This is a genomic window from Glaciihabitans sp. UYNi722, from assembly GCF_040549465.1.
GTDB lineage: Bacteria > Actinomycetota > Actinomycetes > Actinomycetales > Microbacteriaceae > Lacisediminihabitans.
This window is the reverse complement of record NZ_JBEPTL010000002.1, coordinates 149,806-172,152: the sequence shown is the minus strand read 5'-3', so window position 1 is coordinate 172,152 and position 22,347 is coordinate 149,806. Positions and strand designations below refer to the sequence as shown.

General features: G+C 63.4%; 17 protein-coding genes. 1 reads left to right on the top strand and 16 read right to left on the bottom strand.

Annotated features, from left to right (window positions below; genetic code table 11):
• Window positions 1-87: 87 nt before the first annotated feature.
• The 16 genes from ABIB56_RS02160 to ABIB56_RS02085 form a co-directional block, all read right to left on the bottom strand.
• On the bottom strand, window positions 88-609 hold the full coding sequence (locus tag ABIB56_RS02160) for a DUF6121 family protein (RefSeq protein ID WP_354567199.1): 522 nt from the start codon (window positions 607-609) through the stop codon (window positions 88-90).
• Window positions 610-612: 3 nt separating this feature from the next.
• On the bottom strand, window positions 613-1,506 hold the full coding sequence (locus ABIB56_RS02155; protein WP_354567198.1) for a hypothetical protein: 894 nt from the start codon (window positions 1,504-1,506) through the stop codon (window positions 613-615).
• A 75-nt stretch (window positions 1,507-1,581) separates the two neighbouring features.
• On the bottom strand, window positions 1,582-2,250 hold the full coding sequence (locus ABIB56_RS02150; RefSeq protein WP_354567197.1) for a hypothetical protein: 669 nt from the start codon (window positions 2,248-2,250) through the stop codon (window positions 1,582-1,584).
• Window positions 2,247-2,960 (bottom strand): hypothetical protein, encoded by a 714-nt coding sequence (locus ABIB56_RS02145; protein WP_354567195.1) that lies wholly within the window; start codon window positions 2,958-2,960, stop codon window positions 2,247-2,249. Before ABIB56_RS02145 ends, ABIB56_RS02150 begins: the two co-directional genes overlap by 4 nt.
• On the bottom strand, window positions 2,957-4,009 hold the full coding sequence (gene pilM / locus ABIB56_RS02140) for a type IV pilus assembly protein PilM (RefSeq protein WP_354567194.1): 1,053 nt from the start codon (window positions 4,007-4,009) through the stop codon (window positions 2,957-2,959). Before pilM ends, ABIB56_RS02145 begins: the two co-directional genes overlap by 4 nt.
• Before the next feature lie 21 nt (window positions 4,010-4,030).
• Window positions 4,031-4,864, bottom strand: a complete 834-nt coding sequence (locus ABIB56_RS02135; protein WP_354567193.1) for a prepilin peptidase — start codon at window positions 4,862-4,864, stop codon at window positions 4,031-4,033.
• Window positions 4,861-6,429, bottom strand: coding sequence for a ricin-type beta-trefoil lectin domain protein (locus tag ABIB56_RS02130; RefSeq protein WP_354567191.1), 1,569 nt, complete (start codon window positions 6,427-6,429; stop codon window positions 4,861-4,863). Before ABIB56_RS02130 ends, ABIB56_RS02135 begins: the two co-directional genes overlap by 4 nt.
• Window positions 6,426-7,082 carry a PulJ/GspJ family protein gene (locus ABIB56_RS02125; RefSeq protein ID WP_354567190.1) on the bottom strand — a complete coding sequence of 219 codons (657 nt, stop codon included), beginning with the start codon at window positions 7,080-7,082 and terminating at the stop codon, window positions 6,426-6,428. Before ABIB56_RS02125 ends, ABIB56_RS02130 begins: the two co-directional genes overlap by 4 nt.
• Complete coding sequence (locus ABIB56_RS02120; protein WP_354567189.1) at window positions 7,075-7,722, bottom strand: prepilin-type N-terminal cleavage/methylation domain-containing protein; 648 nt, start codon at window positions 7,720-7,722, stop codon at window positions 7,075-7,077. The genes ABIB56_RS02125 and ABIB56_RS02120 overlap by 8 nt, the downstream gene beginning before the upstream one ends.
• 113 nt (window positions 7,723-7,835) lie before the next feature.
• A complete protein-coding gene (locus ABIB56_RS02115) occupies window positions 7,836-8,288 on the bottom strand; it encodes a prepilin-type N-terminal cleavage/methylation domain-containing protein (RefSeq protein ID WP_354567188.1) in 453 nt (150 codons plus the stop codon).
• A 228-nt stretch (window positions 8,289-8,516) separates the two neighbouring features.
• Complete coding sequence (locus tag ABIB56_RS02110) at window positions 8,517-9,749, bottom strand: type II secretion system F family protein (protein ID WP_354567187.1); 1,233 nt, start codon at window positions 9,747-9,749, stop codon at window positions 8,517-8,519.
• The gene (locus ABIB56_RS02105) at window positions 9,749-11,227 is read right to left on the bottom strand and encodes a type IV pilus twitching motility protein PilT (protein ID WP_354567186.1); all 1,479 of its coding nucleotides are present in this window, start codon (window positions 11,225-11,227) and stop codon (window positions 9,749-9,751) included. Before ABIB56_RS02105 ends, ABIB56_RS02110 begins: the two co-directional genes overlap by 1 nt.
• 64 nt (window positions 11,228-11,291) lie before the next feature.
• A complete protein-coding gene (locus tag ABIB56_RS02100; protein ID WP_354567185.1) occupies window positions 11,292-12,962 on the bottom strand; it encodes a GspE/PulE family protein in 1,671 nt (556 codons plus the stop codon).
• Between the two features lie 232 nt (window positions 12,963-13,194).
• The gene (locus ABIB56_RS02095) at window positions 13,195-17,076 is read right to left on the bottom strand and encodes a DNA-directed RNA polymerase subunit beta' (protein WP_354567184.1); all 3,882 of its coding nucleotides are present in this window, start codon (window positions 17,074-17,076) and stop codon (window positions 13,195-13,197) included.
• A 64-nt stretch (window positions 17,077-17,140) separates the two neighbouring features.
• Window positions 17,141-20,650, bottom strand: coding sequence for a DNA-directed RNA polymerase subunit beta (gene rpoB, locus ABIB56_RS02090; RefSeq protein ID WP_354567183.1), 3,510 nt, complete (start codon window positions 20,648-20,650; stop codon window positions 17,141-17,143).
• Window positions 20,651-20,899: 249 nt separating this feature from the next.
• Window positions 20,900-21,262 carry a group I truncated hemoglobin gene (locus ABIB56_RS02085; protein WP_354567181.1) on the bottom strand — a complete coding sequence of 121 codons (363 nt, stop codon included), beginning with the start codon at window positions 21,260-21,262 and terminating at the stop codon, window positions 20,900-20,902.
• 118 nt (window positions 21,263-21,380) lie between these two features.
• Here ABIB56_RS02085 and ABIB56_RS02080 point away from each other — a divergent pair, with 118 nt between their 5' ends.
• The gene (locus tag ABIB56_RS02080; RefSeq protein ID WP_354567180.1) at window positions 21,381-22,247 is read left to right on the top strand and encodes a spermidine synthase; all 867 of its coding nucleotides are present in this window, start codon (window positions 21,381-21,383) and stop codon (window positions 22,245-22,247) included.
• Window positions 22,248-22,347 lie beyond the last annotated feature (100 nt).

The following is a 22,347-nucleotide window of genomic DNA, read 5'->3' as shown; positions in this document are numbered from 1 at the left end:
ACCGTGGCGCTCGACTGACGGGTTCGCGGCGACAGGTCTCCAGTTTGTGCACTCGTGCATGCTCGCGCGATGGGTACCACTACCCACTTAGGCACCCTGCGACCGATCCTCGCCGTCATCACCGTCTTTTTTCTCCCACGACCAACGCGGCGTTGTGCCTGCCCCGCCCCGGTCACGGTAATTCAGCAGTGACTGGTAGGCCACGGCTATCAGGAAGGCGAACACGGCGACGGAGAGCGTGACGGGGGTGAACGCGTTGTTCCCGAAGAAGATGATGCCAGGCACCGTCCTTCCGCTGCTCAGCGCATACAGATTGGCTCCCACCAGCAGGTACAGGATGGAGGTGACGATCGCGATCACCAGTGACCTCACGATGAGAAAACCGGTGCGGCGCCCGACGCGGAGACCGACATTCAGCAGTTGGGCGAAGAGAGTCGCCGAAGCGACCAGAAACATCGCGGGAGCCACCAGCGGACCCGCGTCCCTCTCAGCAAGAACCTCACGATTGCCGATCAGCCCGATGAATCCGGCCGAACAGATGATGAGCGCGAGATACAGCACCGTCGCGAAGACGGCGATGATCGACGCGTATCGGCGCTGCGGAGCCACTCGTTAGTAGCTGGCCTCGCGGTTACCGGCGAAGTCGAAGCCGGTGTTCCTGTTGGCCGACTCGCGTTCGTAGGCTTCGCGGGCATCCGCATTCCGCTGCTTCACGCGACGGCCGCGGGCACTGATACCGGTGCCCATCCATACCGCGACCTCGCGGGCAAGGAGCGCCGCGGTGATGATGTACGGATCGGTGAGCAGCTCGTTGTAGGCGGCTGCGGCCTGGTCGGGCGTCTGCGAGAGGGCTCCGCCGGTGAGCAGAAGGGTGCCGACGGTTCCGAAGTAGACGAAGGCACCGACGAACAGGCTGCCGAGGATGTAGGCCCACCAGCTTGCACGGTTGGCGATCAGTACAAGCACCACGAAGCCGACCAGGAAGAACAGCACCGGCACGTAGAAGGTCTGGGAGCCGACGAAGGTGAACGAGAAGACTCCGGTGCGGACGGCGCGGATGAGGGCGACGGCAACGGCGAACAACACGCCGAAGACGACGGTGGCCGCGAGGGCGAGCAGGATGCCGATGCCACGGTTGCCCTGCTTGCGCGGCGGGTTCGGCGCGGCCACGTACACGGTCTGCGACGGAGCGACAGCCGGAACCGGCGCGAATTCGACGGCAGCCGGATCCTCCGTGGCGAGCACGGGCTCTCTCTCGGATACCTCGGCGGGCACCTCTTCGGAAGTCATAGGCACGACGGGCTCGCGGCGAACGGCGGGCTCGACCAGTGGCGCTGGTTCGACGTTGTGCACCGATGCGGAATCGGTGTCTTCGGCCGGGTGCGGTTCGACGTCATCCGCCGCCGCCGGCTCGACGAAGTGCAGCTCCTCGTCGGTGTTCTCCTCGACCGGAGGCTCCGTGCTCTGACGGTCGTTCTTGACGGGCTCGGGGGTTACGTCGCTCATCGGTGCCACTCCTTCAGGGCCAACCTGGCCATCCCATTGGTCAGGGTCACTCTAGCAATGACCCCGAGCCAGGGACTATTTCGCGACGGGTGTTGCGTCGGGTGCCGGAAGGGCGTAGGCGGTGCCCACGATCGAACCGGTGAAACCCTTCTCACCGCTGGTCGTGGTCAGGGTCGACACCAGGAAGAGCCTCGGACCGCCCTGGATGGCGCCGGCGAACGACATGACATTGGCGTAGGTTCCGGAGACGACGATGGTCACCGGGATCACCACCAGCTTGCTGCTGGGAACGGTCGGTGTCGCCGGCGTGGCCGCGCTGCCCGTCGGCGTAGGCGTCGGTGTGGGTGTCGGCGCATTTGATGCCGCCGGCGTCGGAACGGTCACCGGTGCAGCGGGAGCGACGTACTTGGCTGCGTCACTCACCGTGACACTCGTAAGACTCACCCCGAACTGGCTGCCGTAGGTGTTGATCTCGCGCAGGAAGACGGCCATATCCTCATCACTCGGCACGGAGGTGCGCAGGGTGTCGAGATCTTTCTGCACGGTGTTGATGGCGGCGAACTGCTTCTTCAGCAGAGTGATCTTGGACTGATTGATGTCGTTGACACTCAGGAGGCTCGAGCGCTGGTCGTCGGCTGCGGACGCCTGGCTGAGGATCGGCGAGGCGCCGATGAACCAACCGAGAACGCCGACGACGACAATCGCACCGATGATTCCGAGGGTGATGATCCGGTCACGGTTCATTTCTTTTTCTCCGTCACGAATTGGTTGGCCAGCGCGGCGTTGCTGATGAGCAGATCCACGCCCACCGTGTAGCGTCCGGTCTCCGGTACGAGCGTCACAGTGCCCGGTGTCGCCTGCACGAAGCCTTTGAGCGTGCGCAGATTGTCGAGCCAGTCGGAGATGGATGCCTGGGGGCTGTCCGCGGTGAGCGAGAGGATCGCTGCATGGGCACCCAGCAGGCTGTCGGCTACGGGAGCCGCCGCCGGATCGACCAGCTGGGCGGTGAACGCCGTGATGGTCGTTCCCACGGGCAGTGTCGCCTGAACGGTCTGGAGGTACGGCGCCCAGAGAATCTCGCCACCTGCGGCGACCGGTTGCGCGGTCGTGATGTCGTTGACCTGGTTCTGGATGGCGGTGACTTTGCCGTATTTGCCCTGTTCGACGCTGAGCAGCGAACTGCGCGACTGCTCATTCGCCAGCTGCGCGTTGGCGCTCATGAGGGCGAGGGTCGCTGCTCCGACGCCGACGATCGCCACCACCACGATGAGCACCAGCAGCATCAGCAGCCGTCGCCGGAGCGCACGTGTTTTCTGGCCAGCAAGCACCTCTTTCGGCAGAAGATGCACCCGCGGGATACCGCCGAGAGTCAGTACTTCTTTGACCGGCCGCGACACCGTCAGCGTAAGAGCTTTCGGTTTGGTCGTGGTCAACTGGGCTGCGTTGGCGCTCATGCTGCACTCCCTAATGCGAGACCGATTGCTACGGCGAGGGATGGCTCCGCGCCATCCGGCTCGATGGATTTCTCTGCGTGCCGCCCGACACTGATGGTCTCGAGCGGGTTGCCGACAGTCACCGGCAGGCGGGTGTATTCGGCGAGCGCATCACGGAAGCCGCCGAGCGATGATCCGCCACCGGAGAGCACGACGCGCCCGATGGGGTCGGATGGCCGGGTTCCCGCGAAATAGGTGAGGGTATTGCGCACGCTGGTGATCAGTTCGCCGGTCAGTTCGAAGATGACACCGACCGCGTTGTGCTCCTCGGCGGTAGCGGGTTGGCTGGACAACCCGAGCGCGCGCTTCGTGGCCTCCGCGGATTCGAGTGGAAGCCCGAGCCTGCTCGACAGCGCGTTGGTCAGGTCGTCACCACCCGCGGGGATGATGCGCACGAACTGCGGTACGCCGTCGGTCGAGACGACGACGGTGGTGGTGCTGGCCCCGACATCGATCATTGCTGTCGTGCCGGCGGCATCCGCGCCCCGCAGCAGGATACGACTGAGAGCGAAGGGCACCAGGTCGACGTCGACCGGATGCAGACCTGCGAGCTCGACAGCCTTAACGTTCGCGAGTACCGCATCTTTCAGCGCGGCGACGAGGAGTCCGTTGACGACAGGTCCGTTGGCATCGGTGCCCTCGCTGATCGGGTAGAAGTCGAGCAGCGCGTCTTCGGTGGGGAATGGGAGCATCTCCTGCACGTGGAACGGCAGCGACTCGCGGATGAGGTGCAGCGGCATCTTCGGCACCGTCAGGTCGCGGGCGAGCACACGTGCATTGCCGATGCCGAGCACGACCTCCTTCGACGTGAACCCGGCCGACGACCACAGCTGCTTGAGTGCGGTGGACACCGTCCTCGGCTCCACCACCTCGCCTCGCGTCACCGCTCCCGGCGGCAGCGAGACGGCCGCGTAGCGAAGCAGCACCGGCTTCGTCTTGAGCGCACCACCCAGCTCGGCAGCGCGAATACCATTCGCGCTGATGTCGACCCCCACTATCGTTTTTGCCATGATTCCCCCATTTGTGTGTTCCTATCCGGCCGTCAGGCCGAAAAGCGAAAGATAGTCGGCGAAGGCCGCATTGCCGACGCCGATGCCGAGCCAGGCTCCGGCGAGCATCCATGGTCCGAACGGGATGCCGCTCTTGCGGTTCGCTCGCCTGGCCAGCAGGAGAATGGCGGCGTAGATGCCCGCCAGCACGAATGCGGCCAGCGCACCGACCGCGACGGCGCCCCAGCCCACCCAGCCGAGGTAGATGCCGAGAACGCCTGCCAGCTTGACATCGCCGAGGCCCATGCCGCCCGGGTAGACGAGCGCCATCAGGAAGTAGGCGACGAAGAAGGCGCCCATCGCGATACCGGCGCGGAGCATGGCGGAGAAGTCGCCGGTGAGAATGCTCGCGGTGGTGAACAGCACGGCGGCGACGATGTACGACGGCAGAACGATTGCGTTCGGAAGTTTGTGCACGTCGATGTCGATGAGTGCGAGTGCGACGGTGATGGCCGCGAGATAGAGGAACGCTGCGAAGACCAGCACCGACGCGACACTGCCCCGCGCGGTATCCGCATCGATCAGTGTGGACGAGAGGGCGAGAGCGACGACCGCGAAGAACAGCCCGGTGCCAAGCTCGACGAGCGGGTAGCGGCGGGAGATCGGTTGCTTGCAGTTGCGGCACTTGCCGCCGAGCACCAACCAGGAGACCACGGGAACGTTGTCGTAGGCCGCGATCGCGCTGCCGCATCCGGGGCACGAGCTCGGCGGGGACACGATCGATTTGCCGATCGGCACGCGGTAGACGACCACGTTCAGGAAGGATCCGACCAGCAGGCCGAAGACCCCGGCGATAAGGGAGATGGCGATCGTCATCCGCCGATCTCCTTATAACCGCCAACGGTGGAATCGGTGTAGGTCGCCGGTGCGTTCCACTTCTGGGCGAGGGAGCCGTCGCAGGTGGTGACAGTCACCTTCGACCAGTTGCTGTCGTGGAGGTCTGCGGCATTGGCGTTGAGGCAGCGGCCCGTGGAATCCCGGAAGAGATAGCTGGTGGCATAGGTGCCAGTGTTGTAGTCGCGCGTCCAGTTCTGGTTCGTACTGGTGGTGCAGGCGACGAAGGTGACGTAGCTTCCCGACGACGGCGACTGAAGGCAGTATTTCTTGGTCTCGTCGTTGTTGAGATTGATGTAGATCTGCTGGTCGGCCTTCGAGGTGGCGGGCGCATCGGGCTCCTTATAGAACCACTTGTGGTTCCAGTTGAGATATGTGCCGGTGCCCGTCGGGTCTTGCTTGCACGGGTAGGAGATCATGTAGGTGCTGGCGATCTGCTCGCCGGTTACGTCTGCACAGCGACCGAACTCCTTGAAGTTGACGATCTGGTTCGTGAGGTAGCCAGCCGCGCCAGCCCCGACCGGTGCGGATGGCGCGAAGCCACCGTTGGTGCCGGTGGAGACCTTCAGCGTCAGGCCGGTGATGTTCGCACCGGCGGCGGCACCCGTGGTCAGGTAGTAGTTGCTCGGGCCATCGGCGATGACGGCCTTCTGTCCCTGCCAGGTGTGGCTGCCCATCCAGCTCCACAGCTGGTTCCAGCGATTCGCGTCGCTGTCTTCTCGGCACGGCTGCAACAGGGCGTCCTGGAGGCCCTCGCCGTCTGCGGCCGGGCCGGTGATGCATAGCGCGGTGGCCCCGGTCACCGTCGTGCTGGCGAGTTTGATCTTCCAATCGGTGTCGTAGACCCAGAGGTCGAGATCGTCGTCGGTGCACGATACCGCCGCAACGAATGACATCGTCGCCCCCGCGGTCTTGCTCGCCGCACGAAGGCAGTAGCCGCGGTTGAAGTCGTAGATGCGTCCGCCGGCGACGTTGATGGTTGCCACCTTGAACTTGTAGATCGCCGACAGGTGTCGGTTTCCATAGGTCGCATCGGCCTTGCCCGGTATTGCTGCGGCCACGCCATCTGAGGTGAGCATCGCGTAGCGCGGTGTCGTTGCTGCGGTCATCGGGCAGCTGAGCTTGTTGGCAGCCTGCCAGTCCGCGGTGGTGCCGGTCGGGTCGATGGCGAAGTAGAGCATGGTGACCGTATAGGCGGTGCTGTCATCCTCCGCGGCGACCTTGCCGGTGATCGAGCATGGCAGGGCGGCAGGGTTGCCGAAGACCTTGCCGGTCGTGTCGGGTGCGGCTGCGGCCGTGCGCACGATACCGAGCGCCGCCTGGAGTCCGGCCTGTGCGGCGTAGATCGTGCGGGTGCTCTTCTGCGCGATGAGCGAGGGAGCTGCCTGGCTGAGGATCACGCTGAGAAGCACCACGGAAAGTCCGGCGACGAGGATCATGAACAATAGTGCGCTGAGCAGCGCGACGCCGCTCTGGTTATCCCCAGCCTTCAGCCGCACGGTGATCGCCTGGCGGACACGGATGATGCCGAAACCCCTGTTGCTCATGAGCGATATCCCGCCGGGTTGCAGACGTTGTGCAGCGCATCATCCGCGTTGTTAGGTGACTTGATCGAGCTGTTGCGCGCGACGAACTGGGTCTCGATTTTGGTGCCGGCGTTCAGGTCGGCGTTGCCTGCATTGATGACGAGCTTGAGCTGTTGCATCGGAGATAAGCCCACACCGATGACGGCGGTCTCTCTGTCAAAGGGATATTTCTCGCCACCGTCGTCGATCACGTTCGTGAGTTTGGTCGACCAGCTGTTCGCTGGCACCGTGCCGTCGTTCCACTGGCGCGATTCGATGCGCTTGGCACTCGGCACAAATCGCCACTGCATACAGGTCACGAAACCTGACACAGAGCTCTCAGCGGGCACGCGAAACTCGATGTACCGATTGCCGTCAGCACCGATCCCGGCGGGGTTGATCGCGTCGGCGTAGCGCACCTGCCGGTCGAGGTTGGTGAACACGACCAGAACGCCGTTGGTGGACTGCGCAATCAGTTGTGTTCGCACGGCGCCCCGGGAGAGCGACACCATGGATCCGAGCAGTATGGCGATGAAGATGATGAAGACACCCATCGCGACCACCACTTCGATGAGCGTGAACCCAGACTCTCCGGATTCACGCCCCCTCTGGCTCACATCGCGGATGCTAGCCATTGGAGCGCCACTCGAGATCGCTGTGAGGGTCGATGAGGGTGGATGCCACGTACGAGCAGGTGTCGCCCTGGCAGGTGGAACCGGCGGTCCAGCGCACGACGACGATGATCCTCAACAGTTGGCTGAAGCCAGCTGGAGTGCTCGACGGAGCGCTGGTGGGGTTGGTGCGATCACAGAGCCCACCCGCCTTCGGCTGGTAGCAGATCCCCATGATGGTCTTCACGGTGAAGTCGGTTCCACTCTGCGTGATCACAGGACTAACCACGGGGAACAGCGTGCTGCCATTCGAATTCGGAGTGGAGGCGGATGAATCCCATGCGGGATACATCTCGTCGACGCCGCTGACGGCGTCCCAGTTGCTGACCACCTGGTTCGAACCTCGGTTCGCATAGAGCGGGCTGAGGCCGGCGGCATTCATGGTGGCGGTTTGCGAACTCACCGCCTCCAGGGTCTGATTGGCGACGGTGATCGCGATGTCACGGCGCTGCTGCGTGCTGGCCGAGTTGAGGCTGGTGATCGAGAGTGCGATGGCCGCGGTGGAGATGATGCCGATGATGCTGATAGCGACGATGACCTCGATGAGGGTCAGGCCGGACTCGTCGGCAGTGACGACGCTGAACCGTTCGCGAAGCCTTTTCACGGCCTTCTCCCTTCGGGTAGTGGAGTTTGTGGGTGTTGCTTCGGGTTGAGCTATTGGTGCGCTGGTGCGGGGCGCCGCCGAAGCGACGCCCCGCACCACAACGAGCGAGGAGCCTATTTCCAGGCGCCTACTCCACCGTCTGCGCCGCTGTAGGTCAGCGATTTGTCGGAGATATTCTCGTTTACACCTTTGATTGTGTATCCGTTTGTTCCAACCTTGGTGACCGTGAGCGTGTTGCCCGTGGACACTTTGATACTGGGGGCCGTGGCTGACGCCGCCGTCGCGTTGCCTGCCGACGTGTAATCCGCTCCCGTATATGCCGCAGGAAACGCTCCGTTGTTATCGCTCAGGAAGGTCTCAAGAGAGGTCGCGCTGTTCTTGAGGTCGGACTCTACGGAAGCCTTCCAGGCGCTCTCGCGCTGGTTGAGGAACACCGGGATGGCGATCGCGGCGAGAATGCCGATGATGATGATGACGACGAGCAGTTCGATGAGCGTGAAACCCTTCTGGCCGTCCTTGAGCCCATCGCGGCGAGCCGCCATGGCTTTGTTCATGCGAATGATCATGTGTGTGATTCCTGTCAGGTGAATGGATCGTGGACAGGTGGCCCCCTAGGTGATGCCCCCTGCGAGTAATGGTGTCGGAGCGAACCACCCTCGGGGAATCCCGCAAACAGGGGTAATTCGGCATTTACACACCCCCAGATCGGGGGTCTGACCAGCATTTTTCGTGCACACCAATCGCCGGCACGCAACGATGCGTGCCGGCGTTCGGGTTCAGCTATTCGGGTTCAGCTATTTGATCGAGTTGAAGATCGTGAAGATGGGCATGTAGAGGGCGACGATCATGCCGCCGATGACGGATCCGATCACGGCGATCATGAGCGGCTCGATGAGTGACGTGAGGGCTTCAGCCGTGCTCTGCACCTCGTCGTCGTAGAAGTCGGAGACCTTGTTGAGCATGGTCTCCAGGGCCCCTGAGTCCTCGCCGACAGCGATCATCTGCACAACCATGGACGGGAAGATCGGTTCGAGTGCGAGAGGGGCAGCGAGCGAGCTGCCCGTGCGCACGGACTCCTGCACCTTCCGCAGCGACTCCTCGATCACCCAGTTGCCTGAGGTCTCGCCGACGATGTTGAGCGCCTGCAGGATCGGCACACCGGCGCCAGTCATCGCCGCGAAGTTGCGCGTGAAGCGCGCGATCGCGACCTTGGCGAAGAGCTGCCCGAACACCGGCATCTTGAGCCGTAAGGGGTCGACGAAACTGCGCACCCGATCCGTGTGCTTGTTGGCACGCCACCAGACGCTGAAGGAGACGATGATCACGGCGAGCAGCGGCGCGATCCAGATCATGTTCTCGGAGAGGGTGACCAGGATCTGCGTCGGAATCGGTAGCTGGCCGCCCAGGCTCGCAAACATGGCCTTGAACACCGGAACGATGAAGATGAGCATCGCGATCACCGCAACGAAGGCCATGATCAGCACAGCGATCGGATAGGTCAGGGCCGATTTGATGGTCGCACGGAGTTTCGCGTCCGCCTCAAGGGTGTCAGCGACCGACTCGAGGGCACCGTCGAGGAATCCACCGGTCTCGCCTGCCCGCACGAGGTGGATCATCAGGCGCGGAAAGACCAGCGGATGCTTTGCAAGGCTGTCGGAGAGCGCAGAGCCACCCTCGATGTCCGTGCGCACCTCGGCGAGCACCTCGGCGAGTTTCTTGTTCTCCGTCTGGTCGGCCAGGATGATGAGCGTGCGCAGCAGCGACAGGCCGGCACCGATCATCGTCGCCATCTGCCGGCTCATGATCGCGAGATCTTTGAGGCCCACGTTCTTGCTGCCGAGACCCGGAATGCGGATCTCCTTACTGAGCCCGGTGCCACCGGCCGACTCCTGGATGTTGACCGGTGAGACACCCATCGTGCGCAGGCGCGACACGACGGCAACCTCGGTCGGGGCATCCACCCTGCCTTTGACCAGCTTGCCGGCGGTGTCACGCGCGGTGTAGGCGAAAGTCTTGGTGGCGGCCATCAGAAGCTCCTCTGTGCTGTCGATGAAGCGGATGCTGTCGGTGAAGCGGCACCGTCTTCACGACGGATGAGCTGTTTGAGGTTCTCGAGGTCCTGCGCCTTCTCCATCGCGGCCTCGTGGGTGATCAGGCCCCCGTTCACCAGCTCTGCGAGGTGCTGGTCGAGCGTGTGCATTCCGAGCTCCCGACCGGCCTGCATGGCCGACGGCACCTGGTAGGTCTTACCCTCGCGGATGAGGTTGCCGATGGCCGGGGTGGCGACCATGACCTCTGTCGCCACGACACGTCCGTCGCCCGCGGCGTTCTTGACCAGGGTCTGGCAGACGACGCCCTGAAGTGTCGCCGCGAGCTGCGAGCGCACCTGGCCCTGCTGGTGTGGAGGGAACACGTCGATCACACGGTCGATGGTCTGGGCCGCGCTCTGCGTGTGCAGGGTGGCGAAGACCAGGTGGCCGGTTTCGGCGGCGGTCAGCGCGACCGAAATCGTCTCCAGGTCCCGGAGCTCACCGATCAGGATGACGTCGGGGTCCTGCCGCAGCACGTGCTTGAGCGCAGCGGCGAACGAGTGCGTGTCGCTGCCGACCTCGCGCTGGTTGACCAGCGAGCGCTTGTTCTCGTGCAAAAACTCGATGGGGTCTTCGACGGTGACGATGTGATCCGCGCGCTCCCGGTTGACCAGATCGATAACCGCGGCGAGAGTGGTCGACTTGCCGGAACCGGTAGGACCGGTGACCAGCACGAGCCCGCGGGCGAGACGCGCGAAACGGTTGATCGTCTCCGGCACGCCCAGCTCGTGCAGCTGCTTGATCTCGGTGGGGATGAGACGGAAGGCTGCGCCGATGCTTCCACGCTGCTGGTAGATATTGACGCGAAAACGTGAGTCGGCGGAGAGCGTGTAGGCGAAGTCGAGTTCAAGTTCGGTCTCGAAGATCTCGCGCTGCGATTCGCTCATGATGCTGTGCAGGGCCGCGCGGATCTTGTCGGAGTTCCAGACTGTTGCACCGGGGACCGCCTGCAGACCTCCGTGCAGGCGGATCATCGGGGTCGCGTTCACGGTGACGTGAAGGTCGGAGCCCCGCATTTCCACCACACGGTCGAGGGCCGAGAGCAGGTCGCCGTCGGTGTGCGGGTTGGCGAATCGGTGGGGAGCAGGGAGGTCGGCCATCTCCGGCTCGGCGATCTCCGGCTCCTCGACAGCGCTCGCAGCGATGAGAGCTGCGACGGCCGCCATCTCATCAGCGGCGTAGGCGGGTGGCGGATAGTTCAGCGGCTTCTCCCACTCCGGCGGCGCGAGGTTCGCCGGAGGACTGTTCGGCGTCGGAGGCGCGGCGACCGCCCACGGCTGCCCTTCGGTTTCTCGAACCCGCGGACGGCGCATCGGCTCGTCCGTCGTCGGAGCGGTGCCCGCCGCCGACATCGCGTCGGCGACCGACCGGTCATCAGCCATCGGAATCTCGTAAATCGGCCATTCCTGGTTCATGCACAGTCCCCCTTCTCCACACAACACTTATCGACAGCGTGCGCTCCCCCCGAGCGCACGTCCGTCACGCGACTACTCGCAGAACTTCTTCGATCGACGTCAGGCCGAGCTGCACCTTCATCCAGCCGTCCTCGCGGAGGGAGATCATTCCCTGCTCGAGGGCGACGCGGGTTATGTCCGCGCTCGACGCGCGTTCGACGGCGAGGCGCTCGATCTCCTCAGTCACGAGCATGACCTCGTGGATGGCGATCCGTCCGCGATAGCCGGTGTTCGAGCAGGTCGAACAGCCGACAGGTCGGTGCAGCGTCGGCAGCGCGTGGGTGGCCGGATCGAACCCCACGCGCAGGCCGAGCATTTCGTTGACCGTCGGGGTGAACTCTTCCTTGCATCGCTCGCACAGACGACGTGCGAGACGCTGGGCGACCACGCAGTCGAGGGCGGAACCGACGAGGAACGGCTCGATGTCCATCTCGATGAGACGGGTGATCGCGCTCGGGGCGTCGTTGGTGTGCAGGGTGGACAGCACGAGGTGACCGGTGAGTGAGGCCTCGATGGCGATCTGCGCGGTCTCGTGGTCGCGGATCTCGCCGAGGAGCACGACATCCGGGTCGGATCGCAGGATAGACCGCAGCGCACTGGCGAAAGTGAGCCCCGCCTTCGGGTTGACCTGCACCTGGTTGATGCCCTCCATGCGGTACTCCACCGGGTCCTCGACGGTGATCACGTTGATCTCCGGCTTGGCCACAGTGTGCAGGGTCGTGTAGAGGGTGGTCGACTTGCCGGAGCCGGTAGGACCGGTGACCAGGATCATGCCGTAAGGCTTGGTGTACGACGACTTGTAGGCGTCGAAGTTGCGCTCGAGCAGGTTGAGATCGTCGAGACTCATGCTCGATCCGGAGTTGTCGAGGATACGCATGACGAGCTTCTCGCCCCAGACCGTCGGCAGGGTCGCGACACGGAGGTCGATCTTGCGGCCACCGTGGATCACCGAAAGCCGGCCATCCTGTGGTTTGCGTCGTTCTGCGATGTCGATGTCGCTCATGATTTTGAGCCGCGAGATCACACCGCTCTGGATCTGCTTGGGTGCCCGCTGCATCTCATGCAGCACGCCGTCGATGCGGTAACGCACGCGCACCTCGTGCTCGCCCGGTTCGATGTGGATGTCGGATGCCCTGTCCTGGATCGCCTGGCTGATCAACAGGTTCACGAAGCGCACGATCGGAGCGTCGTCTTCGATGGCCTCGGAGACCGGCACCATGTCGGCGGCGGGACGGGCATCCTCCTCCAGCACGGAGGTCAGGCTGCTGAGCTCGCCATCGGCACGCAGCAGGCGATTCATCGCGTTGCGGAGGTCCTGGCGTTCTGCGACCACCGGGCTGATGCGCATGTGCGTCGCAGCCCTGATGTCATCGAGGGCGAAGACATCCCCCGGGTTGGCGATAGCCACAGTGAGAGTGTCACCAGACACGGCGAGGGGCAGGAGGTCGTGGCGGCGGCAGAGCGCGGCCGACACGAGCGAGACTGCTGTGCGGTCGATGGGATAGTCGATCAGCTCAACAAAGGGCAGGTCGGCCTGAGCGGCACGTGCCGAAGCGACCTGGACGTCGGTGAGAACGCCCTGGTCGATGAGATTGACAATCTGGAGTTCATCGGTGGTCGGGTCGCCACTGACGTCATCCAGACTTTCGATCGGCATGAGGCCGCGGATGATGAGGATTTCAGCAAGTGAAGACATTCCCGCGCCCTTTCTTTCGGGTAGGCGGGGATGGACAGATCGAATACCTGTTCCCCCCGGAAGTTCAACCGTATCCACGTGCTTCACCCACAGACAGTCCCGCAATAGGGGGGTCCCACAATAGGAGGGCAATGCGGGGTACACGACGCTTAACGACGAAGGGCCCCTCACCGCGGTGAGGGGCCCTTCGCGTGCTACTTAGTTGTACGGCTCTGCCAGCTGTACGGCTCTGCTAGTTGTAAGTACCTGGCGTGTAGTCGTCCGACGAGAAGCTGTCGAAGTCGACGAAACTCAGGTCGGCCTCGCTGAACGACGAGTCATCCGTGAAGATACGGTTCGGGTAACGCTCGGCCTTTGCTTCCTCGGTGGCCTCGACTGACACGTTGCGGTACCTCTGGAGACCGGTTCCGGCCGGGATCAGCTTTCCGATGATCACGTTCTCCTTCAGGCCCATCAGCGGGTCGGACTTGCCCTCCATGGCGGCCTGCGTGAGAACACGCGTGGTCTCCTGGAACGACGCGGCCGACAGCCACGACTCGGTCGCGAGGGAAGCCTTGGTGATACCCATGACCTCCTGGCGAGCGGATGCGGTCTTCTTGCCTTCGGTGAGCGCGGAGCGGTTGAGCTCGTTGTACTTGAGGCGATCGACCAGCTCACCCGGCAGGAGCCCGGTGTCACCGTGATCGACGACAGTCACCTTGCGGAGCATCTGGCGAACGATGACCTCGATGTGCTTGTCGTGAATCGGAACACCCTGCGAGCGATAGACGCCCTGCACACCACTGACGAGGTGGATCTGTACGGCGCGCACACCGCGAACACGAAGAACTTCCTTCGGGTCGATGGCACCGATGTGCAACTGCTGCCCGAGCTCGACGTGCTGGCCGTCCTCGACGAGGAGCGTTGCACGCTTGAGCACCGGGTAGGCGATTGGCTCGTCACCGTTGTCGGGGGTCAGGATGAGCTTGCGGCTACGATCCGTGTCCTCGATGGTGATCTTTCCCGCGGCCTCGGCGATCGGAGACGCACCCTTGGGGGTACGAGCCTCGAACAGCTCGGTGACGCGGGGCAGACCCTGGGTGATGTCATCCGCGGATGCAACGCCACCGGTGTGGAAGGTACGCATCGTGAGCTGCGTGCCTGGCTCGCCGATCGACTGGGCCGCGATGATGCCGACGGCCTCTCCGATGTCGACGAGCTTGCCGGTCGCGAGCGAGCGACCATAGCAGGTCGCACACACACCGACGGCGGACTCACAGGTGAGCACTGAACGCACCTTGGCCTGGGTGATGCCATTGTCGATGAGCTTCTGGATCAGCACATCCCCGATGTCGTCACCGGCCTTGGCCACCACGACGCCCTTGGCGTCGACGGCGTCCTCGGCGAGGCTGCGGGCGTAGAGCGAGTTCTCGACGTTGGGGTCGCGAACCAGCACGCCATCCGCACCGACGGTCGCGACCAGGAGGTCGAGGCCCTTGCTGGTGCCACAGTCGTCTTCGCGGATGATGACATCCTGCGAGACGTCGACGAGGCGACGGGTGAGGTAACCGGAGTCTGCCGTACGGAGAGCCGTGTCGGCCAGACCTTTACGAGCACCGTGGGTCGCGATGAAGTACTCAGCAACCGAAAGGCCTTCGCGGTAGCTCGAGATGATCGGACGCGGGATGATCTCACCCTTCGGGTTCGACACGAGCCCACGCATACCGGCGATCTGACGAACCTGCATCCAGTTACCACGAGCACCAGAGGTGACCATGCGGCTGATGTTGTTGTCTTCAGGCATGTTGGCTTCCATCGCCGCAGCGACCTCTGCCGTTGCCTTGTTCCAGATCTCGATGAGCTCCTGGCGACGCTCGGCGTCGGTCGTGAGGCCCTTCTCGAACTGCGTCTGAACCTTCGCGGCCTGCTTCTCGTAGCCCTCGATGATCGCGCGCTTGGTCGGCGGCGTCAGGATGTCAGACAGCGCAACGGTCACACCGGAACGGGTCGCCCAGTGGAAACCGGCGTCCTTAATCCGGTCGAGCGCCGCAGCGACCTCGACCTTGGGGTAGCGCTCTGCGAGGTCGTTGACGATCGCGGAGAGCTGGCCCTTGTCGGCGACAGCTTCGACGTAGGGGTAGTCGGCCGGCAGCGTCTCGTTGAAGATCGCGCGACCCAGCGTCGTGTTGACGAGGGTCGTGGTACCGGCAACGTAGTTGTCCGGCTCTTCACCCTCGGCGAAGACGACATCCTCGAGACGGATGCGCACCTTGGCGTTGAGGTCAAGCGTGTGCTGGTCGTAGGCCAGGATCGCCTCGGCCACCGAGGAAAACGCACGGCCTTCGCCGACGACCTCGCTCTTGAGCGTGGTGAGGTGGTGCAGGCCGATGATCATGTCCTGGGTAGGAAGGGTCACCGGACGACCGTCAGACGGCTTGAGGATGTTGTTCGACGCGAGCATCAGGATGCGCGCCTCGGCCTGGGCCTCGACCGACAGCGGAAGGTGCACTGCCATCTGGTCACCGTCGAAGTCGGCGTTGAACGCCGCACAGACGAGGGGGTGAAGCTGGATGGCCTTGCCCTCTACGAGCTGAGGCTCGAAAGCCTGGATGCCCAGGCGGTGCAGGGTTGGTGCGCGGTTCAGCAGCACGGGGCGCTCGCGGATGATCTCCTCGAGCACATCCCAGACCTGCGGGCGGGCGCGCTCGACCATGCGCTTGGCGCTCTTGATGTTCTGAGCGTGGCTGAGGTCGATGAGGCGCTTGATCACGAACGGCTTGAACAGCTCGAGTGCCATCTCCTTGGGGAGACCACACTGGTGGAGCTTGAGCTGCGGTCCGACGATGATGACCGAACGACCGGAGTAGTCGACGCGCTTTCCGAGCAGGTTCTGGCGGAAACGACCCTGCTTGCCCTTGAGCATGTCGCTCAGAGACTTGAGGGCACGGTTGCCGGTACCGGTGACGGGACGACCGCGACGACCGTTGTCGAACAGTGCGTCGACGGCCTCCTGCAGCATGCGCTTCTCGTTGTTCACGATGATCTCGGGAGCACCGAGGTCGAGCAGGCGACGCAGGCGGTTGTTGCGGTTGATCACACGACGGTAGAGGTCGTTGAGGTCGGAGGTCGCGAAGCGGCCGCCGTCGAGCTGCACCATCGGGCGAAGCTCCGGCGGAATCACCGGAACGACCTCGAGCACCATCGCGGCGGGCGAGTTGCCGGTCTGAAGGAACGAATTCACCACGCGCAGGCGCTTGATGGCACGGATCTTCTTCTGGCCCTTGCCGTTGGCGATCTGGTCGTGCAGGTCGTCGGACTCGGTGGCGAGGTCGAAGGCCTGCAGGCGCTTCTGGATGGCCTCGGCGCCCATGAAGGCCTCGAAGTACACACCGAAACGGTCCTGGAGGTCGTGGAAGACGGCATCCTCGGGCTTGAGGTCGCCGACCTTGAGGTTGCGGAAGTCATCCCACACACGCTCGAGCTGGGAGATCTGCTCGTCCAGGGACTTGCGGGCCTGGCCCATCTCCTTCTCGGCGACATCCTTGGTACGACGCTTCTGGTCGGCTTTCGCACCCTCTTCTTCCAGAGCGGCGAGGTCGGTCTCGAGACGCTGCAGGCGCTCAGCGATACGGCTGTCGCGCTGGTTCTCCAGCTCCTTGATCTCGAGGCGGATCTCGTTCTCGAGTCCGGGCATGTCGTCGTGACGGCCCTCTTCGTCGACGGAGATCACCATGTACGCGGCGAAGTAGATGACCTTCTCGAGGTCCTTCGGCGCCATGTCGAGCAGGTAGCCGAGGCGGCTCGGCACACCCTTGAAGTACCAGATGTGCGTCACGGGAGCGGCGAGCTCGATGTGACCCATGCGCTCGCGACGAACGGAGGACTTGGTAACCTCCACGCCACAGCGCTCACACACGATGCCTTTGAAGCGCACTCGCTTGTACTTTCCACACGAGCACTCCCAGTCACGGGACGGCCCGAAGATCTGCTCTCCGAAGAGGCCGTCCTTCTCTGGCTTCAGCGTGCGGTAGTTGATCGTTTCGGGCTTCTTGACCTCACCGTGCGACCAGCGACGGATGTCGTCGGCGGTCGCGAGACCAATACGCAGCTCATCAAACGTTGTTACGTCGAGCAATTTTTCTCCCTGGAGTTCTGCAGGTGTAGCTAAAACTTGTTCTTAGTGGGCGCTGTGTCGCGGTTTAGATGTCGTCGATCGACGAGTTCTCGAACCGAGTGGAGATGTTGATGCCGAGCTCTTCTGCGGCACGGAAGACCTCGTCGTCCGTATCGCGCAGGCTCACTGCCGTTCCATCCGACGAGAGGACCTCGACGTTCAGGCACAGCGACTGCATCTCCTTGATCAGAACCTTGAAGGATTCGGGGATACCCGGCTCCTGGATGTTCTCGCCCTTGACGATGGCTTCGTACACCTTGACCCGCCCGAGAATGTCGTCGGACTTGATCGTGAGGAGTTCCTGCAGCGCGTATGCGGCACCGTAGGCCTCGAGGGCCCAGACCTCCATCTCACCGAAGCGCTGTCCACCGAACTGCGCCTTACCACCGAGCGGCTGCTGGGTGATCATCGAGTACGGTCCCGTCGAACGGGCGTGGATCTTGTCGTCGACGAGGTGGTGGAGCTTCAGGATGTACATGTAACCGACAGACACCGGCTGCGGGAACGGCTCGCCGGAGCGACCGTCGAACAGCTGGGTCTTACCGGTCGAGTCGATCAGGCGGTCGCCATCACGGGTGACGTTGGTCGAGTCGAGGAGACCCTCGATCTCGGCCTCGAGCGCGCCGTCGAACACCGGGGTCGCAACCTTGGTGCCTGGCTCGGCCTTGAGGGCGTTCTCCGGGATCTTGGCGGCCCACTTCGGGCTTCCCTTGACTTCCCAACCCTGCTTGGCGACCCATCCGAGGTGAACCTCGAGCACCTGGCCGAAGTTCATTCGCCCGGGGATGCCGAGCGGGTTCAGGATGATGTCGACCGGGGTTCCGTCGGCGAGGAACGGCATGTCTTCGACCGGGAGGATCTTGGAGATGACGCCCTTGTTGCCGTGACGACCGGAGAGCTTGTCGCCCTCGGTGATCTTGCGCTTCTGGGCGATGAACACGACAACACGCTGGTTGACACCGGAGCCGAGTTCGTCATCGCCATCCTGGGAGTCGAACACCTTGACGCCGATGATCGTTCCGCGCTCACCGTGAGGAACCTTCAGCGAGGTGTCACGCACCTCACGGCTCTTCTCGTTGAAGATCGCACGCAGCAGGCGTTCCTCGGCAGACAGCTCGGTCTCGCCCTTCGGCGTGACCTTTCCGACCAGGATGTCGCCGGGGCGAACCTCAGCACCGATGCGGATGATGCCACGCTCGTCCAAATCGGCGAGGAGCTCAGGGGAGACGTTGGGCAGGTCGCGAGTGATCTCTTCCTTGCCCAGCTTCGTGTCGCGAGCGTCGACCTCGTACTCCTCGATGTGAATCGAGGAGAGCACGTCGTCTTTCACCAGGTTCTGGTTCAAGATGATCGCGTCTTCGAAGTTGTGACCCTCCCACGTCATGAACGCCACCAGGAGGTTCTTACCGAGAGCGAGCTCGCCGTTCTCCGTGGCCGGACCATCAGCCAGAACCTGGCCGACCTCGACACGATCACCGGCGGAAACGATGACGCGGTTGTTGTACGAGGTGCCCTGGTTGGAGCGGTCGAACTTGCGGAGGTAGTACTCCTCGGTGCCGCCGGCATCCAGCTGCACGGTGACGACGTCAGCCGACACCTCAGAGACGACACCGGCGCCATTCGCCGTGACGACATCCCCGGCATCGATGGCCGCGAAGCCCTCCATACCAGTTCCGACCAGCGGGCTCTCGCTGCGCAGCAGCGGGACAGCCTGGCGCTGCATGTTGGCACCCATCAGGGCGCGGTTCGCGTCGTCGTGCTCGAGGAACGGAATGAGCGACGTCGCGACAGACACCATCTGGCGCGGCGAGACATCCATGTAACCGATCTCGTCGATGAGGAAGAGGTCGACCTCTCCACCCTTCTTGCGAGCGAGAACGCGAGGCTCGGCGAACCGGGCATCGGCGGTCAGCGGCGCGTTGGCCTGCGCGACGACGTACTCGTCTTCCTCGCTTGCGGTGAGGTAGTCGATCGTCTCGGACACCACACCGTTGATGACACGGCGGTACGGGGTCTCGATGAAACCGAAGGAGTTGATGCGGGCGAACGACGCGAGCGAACCGATCAGGCCGATGTTCGGGCCCTCCGGGGTCTCGATCGGACACATGCGACCGTAGTGGGACGGGTGAACGTCACGAACCTCGACGCCTGCGCGCTCGCGGCTGAGGCCTCCAGGGCCAAGAGCCGAAAGGCGACGCTTGTGGGTCAGACCCGCGAGCGGGTTGTTCTGGTCCATGAACTGCGAGAGCTGCGAGGTTCCGAAGAACTCCTTGATCGCGGCGACGACGGGGCGCACGTTGATCAGGGTCTGCGGCGTGATCGCCTCGATGTCCTGGGTCGTCATCCGCTCACGAACGACGCGCTCCATACGGCTGAGGCCGGTGCGCACCTGGTTCTGGATGAGTTCGCCGACGGCGCGGATGCGACGGTTACCGAAGTGGTCGATGTCGTCTACGTCGAGGCGCAGCTCGACGGCCTTGCCGTCGCGAACACCGGGGAGCGTCTTCTGCTCATCGTGCAGGGCAACGAGGTACTTAATGGTCGCGAGGATGTCTTCCTGGCTGAGCACCGAGTTCGACAGCGGTGCGTCGATACCGAGCTTGCGGTTGATCTTGTAACGGCCGACCTTCGCCAGGTCGTAACGCTTCGAGTTGAAGTAAAAGTTGTCCAACAGCGCGCGGGCGGCCTCTGCGGCGACCTGCTCTCCCGGGCGGAGCTTGCGGTAGATGTCTTTCAGTGCCTCATCCTTGGTCAGGATGTTGTCTTTCTCCAGGGTGAGCTCGATGGACGCGTAGCCCTTGAACTCTTCGAGGATCTCCTCGCTGGTCAGGCCGAGGGCCTTCAGGAACACGGTGACGGACTGCTTGCGCTTGCGGTCGATGCGAACGCCGACCTGGTCGCGCTTGTCGATCTCGAACTCGAGCCATGCACCACGGCTCGGGATGACGCGAGCGGAGTAGATGTCTTTGTCAGAAGTCTTCTCCTGCTGGCGCTCGAAGTACACGCCGGGAGAACGCACGAGCTGCGAAACGACGACGCGCTCGGTTCCGTTGATGACGAAGGTGCCCTTCGGGGTCATCAGCGGGAAGTCGCCCATGAAGACGGTCTGGGTCTTGATCTCACCGGTGAGGTGATTCATGAACTCGGCTTCGACGTAAAGAGGAGCGGAGTAGGTCTTGCCCTTCTCCTTGCACTCGTCGATCGAATACTTCTTCTCTTCGAGGAACGGGTTGGTGAACGACAGCTGCATCGTCTCGCCGAGGTCTTCGATCGGAGAGATCTCTTCGAAGATCTCCTCGAGGCCGATGAGCGACGGAAGGTCCTGGCGACCGGAGGCCTTGGCCTCGGCAGCGCGTTCCTTCCAGATGTCGTTACCGACCAGCCAGTCGAAGCTCTCGGTCTGCAATGCCAGCAGGTCGGGAACTGTCAGAGTGTCGGTGATCTTCGCGAACGAGACGCGCTCTGCTGAGCGGCCGTTCTTGGGAGATCCCTTTTTCGATGAGTTCGTGGTGGATGCGTTGCGAGCAGCAGCCAAGGAAATAACCTCCGGTGGGCCTGCGGGGCCTATTGCGTTAAATTGGGAGTCGATGATGTATCCGCCCCAAGACGCCGAGAAATACAGAAGCATCGAGCATCTGGATTGTTAGTGGCAGTGTCACGCGGCCGACCGCAATATGAAGGCAGAGAAATCCTGGGAGCGCAAAGAACAACTATAGGACGCAACTACGGCGTTTGTCTACTTATTCCTTGACCGAATCTGGGAATTCCGGTATGACCGCGATTTTCAGGCCTGATCCGGGGTGACGACGACCGCTCGCAGGGAACCCAGCCGGGCATCCACCCGGCTGATCGTCTCCGCTGAAACGCCGGACTCGGCGAGCGCCTCTCTGAAACAACCGAGCACGACGTCGAATGCTTCGCCCGTAATGTGAAGGCGGCCGTGGGCGTTGCGCATGCTGCGACCCGAGTACAGCTCGGGGCCGCCGAGGGCGACAGCCAGGTAGGCGCGCAGGTGATCCTGGAAAACTGCGGCATCGGTCTTCTCGAACCATGTGGCCGTCACAACATGGGCGGAGACTCGATTATAGAAATCACTGACAGCGGTGGAGATCGTCTTCTCCCCACCGAGTTGGTCGTACAAACTCATCATTTCCCCTGCGTCTAGCCGTGTTGCCTGCATACATTGTTGTGCAAAGTTCAGCTCTCACCAATCCCCAATTTGGGGCCGAGACCATATGTACAGCCGACTGTGGCAATGTCAAGGGGTGACAGAACGCGCATCCGCCATCCTCAAACTCAGCGGCTACCAGGCTGTAATCGAGCCCGACCGCTGGGTGCCCGGCAGTTTCACGCTTGTCGTCGACGGCACGCCGCAGTCCCACGTGAACCTCGACGACCCAAGCCAACTGTTCTTCGAGTACATCCAGCGCATCGGCCATGTGATCGACCAGATCGGGATGCCGGGCGAGCCGATCACTGCCGTGCACCTCGGTGCCGGCGCTTTCACCCTTCCACGCTACATCGAAGCGACCAGGCCAGGGTCTCGCCAACAGGTGATCGAGATCGAGAGCGACCTCGTGGACCTGGTACGCGCGCAGCTGCCGCTCCCCCGCAACGCGTCGATCAGGGTGCGACACGGCGACGCTCGCGAGGTGCTCGGCAAGCTGCCCGGCGGGCTGCGCGGAGAGGTCGACCTGCTCGTGGTCGACGTCTTCAGCGGTGCCCGCACGCCCGCCCATGTCACCAGTCTCGAGTTCTACACTGAGGCTGTCTCGCTGCTGAAGCCGGGCGGGATCGTCGTGGCGAACGTCGCCGACGGACCAGGTCTGGCCTTCGCTCGCGGGCAGGCCTCGACCATGCTCGCCGCCACCGGACACGTCGCCGCCCTGGCCGAAACCCAAATCCTCAAGGGCCGTCGGTTCGGCAACGTCGTGATGGTCGGCTCGCGAGAGAAGCTGCCGTTGGACTGGATGCCGCGCCTGCTCGCCGGCGGACCGCATCCATCCAAGGTCGTCGCTGACGCCGAACTGCGCAACTGGATCGCCGGCGCTCCCATCGTCACCGACGCGACGGCGGTGCAGTCCCCTCCCCCGTCGAAGAACATCTTCCAGGTCGGCACGCGAGGGGGTTGACCGGGGCTTGCGAATCGCCGCCCGGCCTGAGAATTCGCATCGATAGGCGTGCCAACGGTGGCATCGGGGTGTACGGCGGCCGTGCTGCGCGCTCTGCGAT